We start from the raw sequence: 12,724 nt of genomic DNA on the forward strand, positions 1-12,724 counted from the left end.
GGCGCGCAGCGTGGGGTATTTCGGCTGTATTCGACGCACTCGTTGCCCTCATAACCGACAATCGGAAAATTGACACTCGCCATGTGTGACTTACAATCTTTAAGTAGTCGGCTTTTGCATGACTCACACGAACAATATCTTTTCGCCGTAGTCCTTCGTCCCGTTTCCGTTGCGATCTCGCCGCAACGGGTAAACGCTTAGTGATCCAGATAAAATGGCCGCCGGCGAAGCTCCGATTGCTGAGATGCGCGCGACAGAAGACGCCGCGTTCGACGTGGTGTTGTCGCCGGCTGCGTCCGCGCAACGTCCCGCGCTCGACGCGATCCGTATCGTCGACAACCTGTTTGCAATCGGGCGCAGCGAGGCACCTTTTACCGACTATCCCGCCGAACGGATTGCGCGCCTGTCGCGCCGTCATGCGCGGGTTTTCACGGAACACGGCGCGGTCTACGTCGCCGACCTCGGCAGCAAGAACGGCACGACGGTGAACGGCGTGGCGGTGCGACAGACGCCGGCCCGTTTGCGCCCCGGCGACGAACTGTGCTTCGGCGGCGAGCTCTGCTACCGCGTCAGCATCGAGCCGCGCGCGCGTATCGTGGCGGCCGCCAGTTCGTCCGCCGCGCCGGGATTGCTGCTGGTGCCGCAGCGCGACGATCTCGGCCTGCAACCTATCGAGGTGCAGGCATTTCCGTTTCTCGTCAGCAAAGCGGATGAAGTCTTCTCGCGCTACAAGGACCGCTATCCGCATCAGGTCAACTACATCTCGCGCCGTCATGCGCACATCTTTCTGAAGGGCGGCGAACTCTACGTCGAGGATCTCGGCAGCACCAACGGCACATTCGTCGGTGGAAAGCGGTTGGACGAATCCGCGCTGCCGCTGGTAGAGGGAGACCTCGTTGCATTTGGCGGAGACCACTTCGTCTACAGGGTGTCGCTGCAGAAACCCCCTGAAGTCGAGCCCACCGTGACACAACTATTCCTCGATCCGGCCGCCAACGAAGCGGTGGATCCCGACAAGACCACCTTCGTCGGCGCCGCGCATTCATTCCTCGATATCTTTTGCGTCGATCCCGGCCTCCAGCGTGAAGACGAAGTCAATGAGGCGGCTCAGGCCGCGTCCGCGCATGCGAAGCGCGACGCGCCGACAGGCTCGGCAAAAGGGGCGACCGGCACGAACGGAGCTAACGGTGCGAATGGCGCTGCCAACGCGGCTGCCGCGAAGGGCCGGCCGCGCCGTTGGCGCTTGCTCGCGGGCGAACTCGGCAAGGCGTTTGCAATCGACGACCGCGCGAGCGTGCGGCGCATGGCGACATGGGGCGGCGTGGGCGTCGTGGTGTTGGCGGCGATCGGAACGACGCTGTATATGCGTGGGTCGTCGGAGCGCGAGTTGAAGAATCTGCTGGCGAACGGCGATTACACGAGCGCGGTCACGGCGGCATCGGGCTATCTGGCGAGTCATCCGACGGATACCAAAGTCAGCGCGCTCGCGAGCGAAGCGTTGTTGAAGGCAAAGCTCCCCAGCTGGCTGAATGCGCTGCAAAAGGCGCAGTTCGATCAGGCCGACGCGTTGCTCAAGGAGATGCGTTCGTTGAGCGCGAATAACCCGGACGCCGCGTCGCTGATCAACGAATTGCAATGGGTGGGCGATCTGGAGCGTTTCGTGGCGGCGCGCGGCGGCATGGACGCGCCGATTCGCATGTACGCGGATGAAGGCACGATCAACAATCTGCTGCAACGCTGGGAAGACGACGCGAAGAGCCATCAGCGCGCGCTCGACCGCATCGCCTCGTACGTGCCAGTGTTCGCCGATCCCTATGCGCAGGCGCTGAGCCATCTGCGCAAACTGGAAAGCGACGATTCGGTGTATCTCGCCGCCATCGACCGTCTGAATGGAACGATCCGCACCGAACTGGCGCGTGATAAACCCGACGCGCTGCCTCCCGTGCTCGACGATTACGCGCAGCGTTATCCGCGTCTCGCGGGCATCGATCGGCTGCGGCAGGATTTGCATCAATACACCGACCTGTTGAACGCTGCGCTGAGCCGGCAACTCACACCGTTACTTGCCATGCTGAAAGCGGTCCGCTTCAGCACGCCGCCATTTCAGGCGCAGTTTCAACAACTGGCGGCGAGCCGTTTGCCTTCGCCCGACGTGATTGCTCGCCACGATGCGGTGACGGCGGCCTGGCAGCGCGGCGACGCGCAACAGGCGCTTGCCGGTCTGCAGGCGATGCCCGCGGGGCCGTGGTCCGACGTACTCGCGGCGGAACTGGCCCACAAGAAGGCATTGCTCGACCAGTACGCACAGCTGCAGAAGACGCGCGGCGACAAGGATTACGACCAGCGTCTGCTGTCCTTCTACGCAAGCCTCGATCCGGCAACGGACGTGTGGTTCCTGCAGTCGATCCAGAAAGACGTCGCGGCGTTGCACGACAAAGCGCTGGCGCGTGCGCAAGACCTGCTGCTGCGAGCTCAGAGTCTGTGGAAACAGTATCGCGCGGGCGGATCGATCGGCGGTACGCAGCGTCTCGAAGCCGGCATTTCACCGGGATTTCGCAGCGAGGCGCGTCTGCTTTCGGATGCGCAAACGTCGGCGCAACAGGGCATGCGCATCTACACGCAACTGAAGGCCGATCATCCGGCCGACTTCGACCGTCTGCTGGCGGACATCGAAGCCGAAGCGAATTTGCAGCGCCGGTCGCTAACGGAACTGCGCATGGTGCTGGATCCGGGACTTCTAAAAGCGAAGCTGGCATTGATCGGAGGCGAGCAGAGTGAAACGCGACAATCACCCTAAGCCATTGTCGGAGGCGCTGGAAGATCACAGCGTCGAGGGCATCGCGATCCTGATGGCGGAGCCGGTGCGGCTCGCGCGCGCGCTGATCTGGGCGATGGTCGCGTTGGTCGTCGTCGGGCTGTTGTGGTCGTTCGTCGGGCGTGCTGACGTGATTGTCAGCGCGCAAGGCACCCTGTCGCCGGAGTCCGAGGTGCGCCGGATCTATGCGCCGATCGACGGCGAACTCGCCGATCTGTATATCGCCGAAGGGCAACCGGTGCAGAAAGGCGACGTGCTGGCGCGCCTGAATGCGCGCGGCGCGATCGAAGCCGCCAGCAACGCGTTGCAGGCCCAGCTCAAACTGGAAGACGCCGAACGCGACTGGAAGCAGTTTCCCGAGAAGAAAGCGCTCATGGAGCGCAAAGCCGCCGCGCTCAAGACGCAGATGGAAGTGGAAGCGCGCCAGCACGAAAATCGCGTCTCCGAAGGCACGACCAAACTCGCGGAAGGGCAGAAGGCCGAACTCGACGAAGCACGCAGCAATCTCGACAACGCCCGGCGCGTGCGTGAAGCGGCGCGTCAGGAACTGGACCGCTACTCGCGGCTCTTCGCGCAGCCGGGCGGCGGCGGCATCGCCGAATTGCAGGTAGAGCAGAAACGCACGGCGGCAATGGAGGCGGATAACGCGTACCGTGTCGCCCAATCGAAGCTCGCGGAGCTGGATTTCCGCTTGAGCCACGAATACACGCAGGCGAATGCGCAACTGGAAACCAGCGGCCAGCAGACCACCGACCTGCAGCTTCAATACGATTCGGCGGTGCGCGACATTACCGACGCGGAAGACAAGCTGCGCCTGCAACTGCAAAGCGCACGGTTGGTGTCTGAAGCGGCCGCTCGGATTCGCTTCGAGAACATCGACAAAGACAACTTCCTGCTGATTCTCGCGCCGGTTTCGGGCGTCATCACCGACGTGACGTCGACCCAGCGCGGCGACAAGATTCAGGCAAACGCGCCGCTCGGCGGCATTGCGCCCAAAGACGCGCGGCCCGTGCTGAAGATCGAAATCGCCGAGCACGATCGTGCATTTTTGCACGAGGGTCTGCCGGTCAAACTGAAATTCAACGCTTTTCCGTATCAACGCTATGGGCTGATCAGCGGCACGCTGGCCTATATTTCACCGGCCACCAAACCGTCGCTGACGGACAAGCAGCCGGTCTACGAAGGCCGCGTCACGCTCGACAAGAATTACTACCAGATTGCCGACACGCGCTATCCGTTGCGCTACGGCATGACGGCAAGCGCTGAGATCGTGGTGCGCGAGCGGCGCCTGATCGATCTGGGTCTCGATCCGTTCAGGCAGGTGGCGGGTTGACCGCACGGATCACACGTCAATTAAGGAGCAGAAGAAATGACCGCGATAGTGCGAATTGATGACGAAGTCGTGGACGTGGCCGAGTTCATTCGTCTTCTGAAACTGACCGGCCAGTTCGAGAGCCTGATCGAACAGATCGTGCGCGACAAGCTCACGGTCCACGCGGCGAAGAAGCAGGGCATTACCGTGAGCGCCGATGAAATCCAGCAGCGCGCCGATCAGTTCCGCCGCGTGCGCGGCCTGCATCGCGCGACGGATATGAATCAGTATCTCGACGCGCTCAATGTCAGTCTCGACGAGTTCGAAGCCTTCATTACCGACGGGCTGTATCAGGAGAAGATGCTCGATGAGATCGGCAACGAGGCGGCGATCAAGGATTACTTCGCGCTGAATTCGCCGAAGTTCGACGCGATCGAAGTCAGCCATATTGTGCTCGACAGCGAGGGCAAGGCGAAGGAAATGATCTCGTACCTGCACGACGATCCCGACAGTTTCGCCGACATGGCGCGCGAGCATTCCATCGCGGATACGCGCGAGGCAGGCGGCGTGATCGGCAAGGTGCTGCGCGGCTCGTTGAAGCCGGATATCGAGGCGAAGATTTTCAACGCGGCCGTGGGCGATCTGCTGGGACCGTTTCCGTCGGCGGATCGTTCGTGCTTCGAGATTTTCGCCGTGACGGCCAAATATCCGGCGACGCTCGACGCCGACGTGGCCTCCGAAGTCCGGCGCCTGCTGCGCGAAAGCTGGTTGATCTCACGCGCCCAGGAGCACGTGATCGAAGCGCGCTAGCCCTTTCGAGGCCGCACGCCGTATTGAAACAACGCAACGACACGCCGATTCGAGGTCCGTAAGCACATGGATGCACCCCAGACCGCGCCCTCCACAGCCGAGTTTCTCACCTCGGTGGAAATCCTTTCGCCGTTTTCGCGCGACGAGATCGAGCGTCTTGCCGAATATGCGCAAGCGCGCTTCTATTCATTCGGAGAAACGGTTTGCTCCGCGGGCGAGACGGCTGACGGGCTGTACGTGATTCGTTCGGGTTCCGTGCGGATCTTCTCGGAGGAGCACGGCAAAGAAACCAGCTTGGGCGTGCGCAAGTCGGGCGAGATCTTCGCCGATATTGCGATGTTGCGCACCTATGTCCACGAAGCGTCGGTGCGGTCGTCGGCGAAAACGGAGTTGCTGTTCATTCCGCGCGCCGCGATCGAGCCCGTGATCGCGGGCAATCAGGCCGCGTTGGCGTTTGTCGCCAGCTATGTGGCGATCAATTCGGCGGGCGGTTTCGTCGCGCAGTTATTCGATCTGCGCGGCAAACTGAACAAGGCCGAACTCGAAGAGTATGTGCGCAGCGTCGGCGTGAAACGGGTGGCCGCCGGCAAGGAAATCCTCAAGCAGGACGGACGCGAGGACCGGCGCCTGTACGTGGTGCGCCATGGCGAAGTTCGTATCGTGCGGCACGAGGAAGGGCACGACTACACGCTAGCTACGCTCGGAGAAGGCGAGATATTCGGCGAGAAAGCATGCTTGATGCGCCAGGAGCAGATGGCGTCGGTGGTCGCGACGACCGATACGCGGCTCCTGGTGATTCCGGAGCGCACCGTTCACTTCATTCTCGAACGCAATCCAAAGTTGCGCGAAGTGCTCGACGAGCGGATTCGCTACGGCGACCGCGAATTGCAGCGGCAAAAGCGGGTCGAACAGCGGCGCAAGCTGCCGCTGATGCTCGATTTGCAAAGCAAGCCCGAGTTCGGCGAGAAAGTCATCAAACGCTTCGCGCTGGTCGAGCAGGCCGAAGAAATGGATTGCGGTGCGGCGTGCCTTGCGATGGTATGCCGCCACTACAGCATTCCAATGACGCTCGGCAAATTGCGCGAACTGGCCAACGTCACGACTCAGGGCGCGACGCTCGACAGTCTCGCGCGCGCCGGCGAATCGCTCGGCTTTACAGCGCGCGGCGTGCAATGCACGTTCGATTCGTTGCGCGGTTTCGATCTGCCGTTCATCGTGCACTGGGAGGGCTATCACTACGTCGTGGTGTACGGACTCTCCAAAGATTACGTTTGGGTCGCAGATCCGGCGGTCGGCTTCAAGAAAATGACGGTCGAAGATTTCGAACGCGGCTGGAGCGGCACCTGTCTGCTGTTTACCGGCGGACCGCATCTGTTGCAAATGTCCGCCGCGCGTTCGCCATGGATACGCTTTGTCGGCTACCTCAAGCCATACAAGAAGATTCTCGGCCACCTGTTTCTCGCCACCTTCGTGATTCAGGTACTGGGCGTCATTCCGCCGCTGATTATCCAGAACATTCTGGACGGCGTGATCGTGCATCAGAATGTCAGCCTGCTGCATCTGCTGATCGGCGGCCTGATCATCGCCAATGTCTTTTCGCAATTGATGTCGTCGATTCGCGCGTATCTGGCGAATTTCATGGTGCGCAATATGGACTTCGCGATGATGTCGCAGTTCTTCAAGCACACCATGTCGCTGCCGTTTTCGTTTTTCGCCAAGCGCAAGACCGGCGATATTTTCGCGCGCTTCCAGGAGAACCAGACGATCCGTGCCTTCCTCACCGAATCCACGGTCACCACGGCGTTGAACCTGCTGATGGTCTTCATCTACTTCACGATCATGTTCGTCTACAACGTGAAGATGACGCTGGTGCTGATCGCGTTCGTCATTCCGATCATGGCGCTGACCGCGATCGCCACGCCGAAGATCAAAGGCTATGCGCGCGAAGTGTTCACCGCGTCGACCGAGTCGAAATCGTTTCTGATGGAAGCGCTCGCCGGCGTGGAGACCATCAAGGGCATGGGTATCGAGCGGCCGGTGCGCTTGCGCTGGGAGAAGAAGTACGCCAAGGCGCTCGAAGTGCAATACCGCGCGCACGCGTTCAATATACTCGTGGGACTCGGCAGTCAGTTGCTGAACGCCGCGACAACGATCGCGATTCTGTGGGTCGGTGCGAATCTCGTGCTGGCGCGAGAAATGACGATTGGTCAGTTGATCGCGTTCAATGCGTTCATGGGGAGCGTGCTGGGTCCGCTTATGGGTCTCGTCGGATTGTGGAGCATGTTGAACGACGCGGGCGTGGCGATGGAACGCCTCGGCGATGTGCTCGATATCGAACCCGAGCAGAAGCCGCAGGATTTGCCTTCGCGTGTGATGTTGCCCGAACTGCAAGGCGAGATCAGCCTCAGCGGCGTCTATTTCCGTTATGGCGAAAACGATTCCGCGTATGTGCTAGAAAACATCAGCTTCGATATCAAGCCCGGCGAACTGGTGGCCATTGTCGGACGCAGCGGATCGGGCAAGACGACACTCGCCAAATTGCTGGTCGGCTTTTACACGCCGACCGAGGGCAAGATGACGATCGACGGCTACGATCTCGGCGTGGTCGACAAAGCCTATTACCGCGCGCAGATCGGCTACGTGATGCAGAGCAATTTGCTGTTCTCCGGCACGATTTCGGAGAACATCGCGAGCGGCGACGATGCGCCCGATCGGCGCCGCATCGAGGAAGTCTCGAAGATGGCCGACGCGCACGGATTCATCAGCAAGATGCCGCTCGGCTACGAGCAGATTGTCGGCGAGCGCGGCATCGGCTTGTCCGGCGGCCAGATCCAGCGGCTGTGCATCGCACGGGCGCTATATCACGATCCGCGTCTGCTTGTATTCGACGAAGCGACCTCGGCACTCGACTCGCAATCGGAGAGCAATATCCTCGGCAATATGCACGACATTCTGAAGGGCCGCACGGCGGTGATCATCGCGCACCGGCTCAGCACGATCATGCGTGCCGACAAGATTCTCGTTCTGTATGAAGGGGCGATTGTCGAACAGGGCCGTCACGATGAGCTGATCCAGCGCGGCGGCATGTATTACCAGCTGGTCCAGAAACAGTTGAGTGCATGATGATGAAGATACTCGACCAGATTGAAGAGGCCAGCCCCGCGATTTCATACGCGGGCCTGATCGAGCGGATCGAGATTCTGCGCTCGACACTGCGCTGGTCGTCGCGGCTGGAGCGCGCGGACATCGACAAGCTGCTCCGGCAAGCCACCTCGTTGCGCGACGAAGTGATGCAGCTCTCGCACAAGGAGCGTTTCGTGCAAGCGGCGGTCAACGCCGAGCCGCAGGAGCGCGCCGATCTGTCGCGCGGCGCGCGCCGCAAAGCGTTGCTCGAACGCAGTTTCATTTTCGAAGGCACGTTCGGCGACAATCCACGCCTGCTCGAATCGCTCGAAATCGCCGAGAAAGCTGCGCCGACCGATTTACCCGTATTGATTGACGGCGAAAGCGGCACCGGCAAGGAGTTGATGGCGAAGGTGATTCACGCCAACGGCTCGCGTTCCGACAAGCCGTTCATTTCCGTGAACTGCGGCGCGATTCCCGACAATCTGCTGGAGTCGGAATTGTTCGGGCATCGCAAGGGCGCGTTCACGGGGGCTTCGAACGATCGCAAGGGCAAATTCGAAAGCGCGCACACAGGTACGATCTTTCTCGACGAAATCGGCGAGTTACCGCTCGCCGGCCAGGTGAAGCTGTTGCGTGTGCTGGAAGCGCATGAGATTCAACGCGTCGGGTCCGATGAAACCATTGCGGTGGACACGCGCATCGTCGCAGCGACTAATCGCAATCTGCGGCAGCTCAGCGAAGAGGGCAAGTTTCGCGAGGATCTGTTCTACCGGCTTAGCGTCATTCATGTGACGTTGCCGCCGCTGCGCGAGCGGCGCGACGAAATTCCTCTGCTGATATCGTGGTTCGGCGACGAAGCGGCCGGCACGTTAAAGCGCAGGCCGGTGCGATTGACGCCGCGTTTGCGGGACTTTCTGCTGAATTATGCGTATCCAGGCAATATCCGCGAGTTGCGCAACGTGATGTATCGCGTGTCGTGTCTGGCCGGCGATATGGCCGATGTCGATCATTTGCCGGTGGACATGCGGCCGGCGGCGCCCGGAACCGCGGCGGCTTCCAACGCGGCGACCGCAACAGGGCAGGAGCCGATCAGCGTGGCGAACCTGATGTCGCTGAGCGACGCAAAGCGCGCCGCCAGCGACGACGCCGAAAAAGCCTTCCTCGAGCGCGGCCTTCGCGAAGTGAGCGGCACGGTCGCGGAACTGGCCCGTCGTATCGACATGAACCGTTCGCATCTGCAGATGCTTCTGAAGAAACACGGCCTGCACTCGAAGGATTTTCGCAACCGCAATCAGCCGACCGCGAACAAGAACGGCGCTGAAGATCGCGACGATGAGGACAACGAGACCTGAGGCTGGGGCATCACGCCAATAGGCTCAAGGCGACGGGTTAAGCAGCGTTTTGTCCGCCGCATTCGGGTCTTCAGCGCGCACGACCACGGCGGTGATGTTGTCGCGGCCGCCGCGCGCGAGCGCCATATCGACGAGTTCTTCACACGCGTTCGCGCATGCCGCATTGCTCAGCACAGCGAGCATGTCGTCTTCGCTGACCTCGTTGCTCAGACCGTCGCTGCAGAGAAGGAAGACGTCGCCGTCCGCGACCTCGATCGCATCGTCGTCGAGTTCGAGCAGGTCGGTCGCGCCCACGGCGCGCGTGATCATGTGTTGCGCCGGATGATGCCGCGCCTCTTCCTCGGTAAGCACCCCAAGCGACTTCAACGCTTCCACCTGACTGTGGTCGCGCGTGAGTTGCCGCAGGCTGCCTTCGCGCAGTAAATACAGGCGACTGTCGCCAGCCCAGATGTAGCCGCAGAAGCGATCGCAGGCGAGCAGCACGACGACCGTGCTGCCGATACGCTGCACCTGGCGGCGCGCGGCTTCGTCCCGCAACTGGCGATTGGCGGTTTGCAGGCGCGCGCGCGCATCGGCGACGAAAGACTTCATGCTGACGGGCGGCGTGAGCCGGCTGAGCGCGTCGATTACCAGACGGCTCGCCAGATCGCCGACCGCGTGTCCACCCATGCCGTCGGCGACGGCCCAGCGTCCGAGCGCGGACTGGTCGAGGCAGGAATCTTCGTTGATTTCGCGGACGCGCCCCGCGTCGGAACGCGCGGACGACGTCCAGCGAAATTGGCTCGCACAGGTCACAACGGTTACACCATATCGTTTCTGCTGCGTGCGTCGGGAGAGACACTGATGTTCGAGTTCGCGCCGGTGTTGCGTACATCGACCGACTGGAACGTGTTGATCATCTGGTTAGCATAGAAGTTGTTGGTCACGTCGTACAGGTTCACGACGGGCCCAATGCTCGGCGTGTCGCGTACATAGGGCTGAATCCAGCCGTACACCCACGGGGCGCCGCCGCCGCCGCGAATCGCTGTCATCGCTTTGCGATCTAGCGCGAGGTTTAGCGAGAGGTCGCTTACGGTAATAGAAGCCATGTCGTTTCTCCGGTTGGCCGCGTGTGTAACGCGCGCGGTGACGCGCGGTTAAGAAGTATCTGGCCGTTATAGTGCAAGTGCTATGCCAATTCGCGAGCGATGCGCGCGGTTTGTCGTAGCGCCTTGATTGCCGGGCGATTCCGCGCGCTTGCCGATGCAGCGCACGGTCGGACATGAATTCATCGGTCGGCTGGCAGCCAACATGCCCTCACTCGAACCGATGCGCGACCCAACACATTCCTGCCGCTCGCCGTACCTCTTCAATCCAAGTACTTCCCTCTCCGCGGCAGCTAAAAATGAGCGCCGCTCGCCAACACTTCGGCGGAATTTCTGTCGGTCCGCAACGTACACTCGTCGCCTCCAGAATCCCGCGTTTTCCCGCGAAGCCCTTTAAATAAAGGCTCTCGCGCACATGGCCCGGATGATGCAAAAGATCTCGCAACAGTGTTGGAAATCGAAGTGAGACAGCCATGAACACGAACCAAACCAGCAGCGAAAACAGCGCAGACCGCTGCGACGCCGCGTCCACCATCGACCTGCCGATCGGCGCGCATCTCGTCACGCAACGTCGCGGTTACGAACACCACGGCATTTATGTGGGCAATGGACGCGTGGTTCATTACTCGGGCTTCGCAGGTTCAGCGCATCGCGGCCCCGTTGAAGAAGTGGAACTGGAACGCTTCGCCGCTGGCCATCCGTTGACGATCCGCCCGACTCCGTCCGCCCGCTACGTGGGCGACGAAGCCGTGCGCCGCGCTCGCTCCCGTCTCGGCGAAAACCATTATCGCCTGCTCACGAACAACTGCGAGCACTTCTGCGCATGGTGCCTGCTCGGCGAAAGCCGTAGCGAACAAGTGCATTGCTGCCTGCGCCATCCGCGTACCGGCATGCATGCACTGGTGTGCCTCGTAAAGGCTTTTGTGGAAAGCAGCGCGAAGGGCGCTCACGGTTCCGCTCAGCTGGCGTGAACCATCGACACCGAATTTCAGTGACTCATTTCAGTATTCAACCGTTCAAGGGTTCAAGGAGAACATCATGGCTGCCGCAGAAAAGACCTTGCATTGGGCCGTAGACAAATGGCTTGCCCCGACCCCGTCGATGCCCGCACGCGTCGTGCAGTTCTGCCACCGTGCGTCGCAACATCAGCGCTATGTGTGCGTGGAAGCCTTGCGCCCGGGCGGCATGCTGTCGATCTTCTTCTTCCGTCACGACGACGGCTCGTGGAATGTGTTTCCGCCGCAAGCCGAACGGCCCGCCATGAACGGACATCGCCGCGCATTGCTGGCTGCCTAGTTCTCCGTCTGTGCAGACGCTTCCTTGATGATCCACTGATTGAACAGCAGCATCGCCGGTGTCATGGGTTTGCCCTTCAGCCATGTCAGCCAGTAACTGCCGGCGTGAACCTCCACTTCGAACGGGCGCACCAGCCGGCCTGTGTTGATCTCGTGATCGAACATCAGCGCGGGCGCGAGCGCGATACCCGCACCCTGCATCGCCGCTTCCACCATCAGCCGCGACGAATCGAACACCGGCCCGCGAATCGGCCGCGGCGGAATGCCCGCGGCGGCGAACCAGCTCATCCAGTCGTCGGTGCGATAGGAGCGCAGCAAGGTTTCGTCGACGAGATCCTCCGGCTTCGATAGACGCGCCGCAATCTCCGGTGTACACAGCAGCGCGAGCGGCGCGTCGAGCAGACGGGTCGCGAGCGAACCGGGCCACGTGCCGTCGCCGAAACGGATCGCGAAGTCGAGACCTTCGGTGGCGAGATCGACCAGGTTGTTGTTCGTCAGCAGCCGCAGTTCGACGAACGGATGCGCGTCGCGAAACGATTTCAGGCGCGGCATCAGCCAGCCCACCGCGAAGGTGCCCACTACGCCGACCGTCAGCACCTCGTGAAAGTGGCCGCCTTCGAATTGTTTGAGCACGGCTTCGATGCGATCGAATGCGTCGGTCAGCACGGGTCGCAACGCGAGACCCTCGTCGGTCATGGCGAGGCCGCGCGGCAGACGCTTGAAGAGCGCGGTGCCCAGCCGCTCTTCTAACGTTCTGACCTGCTGGCTGACGGCGGCCTGGGTGACGTTCAGTTCGAGCGCCGCGCGCGTGAAGCTCAGATGCCGGGCGGACGATTCGAAAGCGCGCAGCGCGTTCAACGGAAGGTACGGTCTCATGGCGAAGGCATAAGATTTTCTTGTGAGTTGGCTAACTTATCATCGTTTGTCAG

10 protein-coding genes are annotated in these 12,724 nt (G+C 61.4%); 7 read left to right on the forward strand and 3 right to left on the reverse strand.

The genetic code is table 11. The features are described from left to right. The first annotated feature begins 214 nt into the window (after positions 1 to 214). From PQR54_RS15025 to PQR54_RS15045, 5 genes are all read left to right on the forward strand, one after another. Positions 215 to 2,797 (forward strand): FHA domain-containing protein, encoded by a 2,583-nt coding sequence (locus PQR54_RS15025; protein ID WP_408246877.1) that lies wholly within the window; start codon positions 215 to 217, stop codon positions 2,795 to 2,797. After that, a complete protein-coding gene (locus tag PQR54_RS15030; protein WP_408246879.1) occupies positions 2,775 to 4,148 on the forward strand; it encodes a beta-barrel domain-containing protein in 1,374 nt (457 codons plus the stop codon). The genes PQR54_RS15025 and PQR54_RS15030 overlap by 23 nt, the downstream gene beginning before the upstream one ends. A 36-nt stretch (positions 4,149 to 4,184) precedes the next feature. Then, on the forward strand, positions 4,185 to 4,937 hold the full coding sequence (locus PQR54_RS15035; RefSeq protein ID WP_408246881.1) for a peptidylprolyl isomerase: 753 nt from the start codon (positions 4,185 to 4,187) through the stop codon (positions 4,935 to 4,937). Positions 4,938 to 5,003: 66 nt separating this feature from the next. Continuing rightward, the gene (locus tag PQR54_RS15040; protein ID WP_408246883.1) at positions 5,004 to 8,060 is read left to right on the forward strand and encodes a peptidase domain-containing ABC transporter; all 3,057 of its coding nucleotides are present in this window, start codon (positions 5,004 to 5,006) and stop codon (positions 8,058 to 8,060) included. Further along, complete coding sequence (locus tag PQR54_RS15045; protein WP_408247172.1) at positions 8,060 to 9,415, forward strand: sigma-54 interaction domain-containing protein; 1,356 nt, start codon at positions 8,060 to 8,062, stop codon at positions 9,413 to 9,415. Before PQR54_RS15040 ends, PQR54_RS15045 begins: the two co-directional genes overlap by 1 nt. A 24-nt stretch (positions 9,416 to 9,439) precedes the next feature. On the opposite strand, the gene PQR54_RS15050 is transcribed toward PQR54_RS15045, so the two are convergent. Beyond that, positions 9,440 to 10,210 carry a PP2C family protein-serine/threonine phosphatase gene (locus PQR54_RS15050; RefSeq protein ID WP_408246885.1) on the reverse strand — a complete coding sequence of 257 codons (771 nt, stop codon included), beginning with the start codon at positions 10,208 to 10,210 and terminating at the stop codon, positions 9,440 to 9,442. Positions 10,211 to 10,215: 5 nt separating this feature from the next. Continuing rightward, complete coding sequence (locus PQR54_RS15055) at positions 10,216 to 10,503, reverse strand: hypothetical protein (protein WP_012425907.1); 288 nt, start codon at positions 10,501 to 10,503, stop codon at positions 10,216 to 10,218. Between the two features lie 470 nt (positions 10,504 to 10,973). On the opposite strand from PQR54_RS15055, the gene PQR54_RS15060 reads away from it, so the two are divergent. Both PQR54_RS15060 and PQR54_RS15065 read left to right on the forward strand, forming a co-directional pair. Further along, positions 10,974 to 11,471, forward strand: coding sequence for a lecithin retinol acyltransferase family protein (locus PQR54_RS15060; RefSeq protein WP_408246887.1), 498 nt, complete (start codon positions 10,974 to 10,976; stop codon positions 11,469 to 11,471). Between the two features lie 67 nt (positions 11,472 to 11,538). Continuing rightward, positions 11,539 to 11,796, forward strand: coding sequence for a hypothetical protein (locus tag PQR54_RS15065; RefSeq protein ID WP_012425909.1), 258 nt, complete (start codon positions 11,539 to 11,541; stop codon positions 11,794 to 11,796). Here the strand turns inward: PQR54_RS15065 and PQR54_RS15070 are convergent. After that, on the reverse strand, positions 11,793 to 12,671 hold the full coding sequence (locus tag PQR54_RS15070; RefSeq protein ID WP_408246889.1) for a LysR family transcriptional regulator: 879 nt from the start codon (positions 12,669 to 12,671) through the stop codon (positions 11,793 to 11,795). The genes PQR54_RS15065 and PQR54_RS15070 overlap by 4 nt on opposite strands. Positions 12,672 to 12,724 lie beyond the last annotated feature (53 nt).

The organism is Paraburkholderia phytofirmans, from assembly GCF_046028095.1.
Lineage (GTDB): Bacteria > Pseudomonadota > Gammaproteobacteria > Burkholderiales > Burkholderiaceae > Paraburkholderia > Paraburkholderia phytofirmans_A.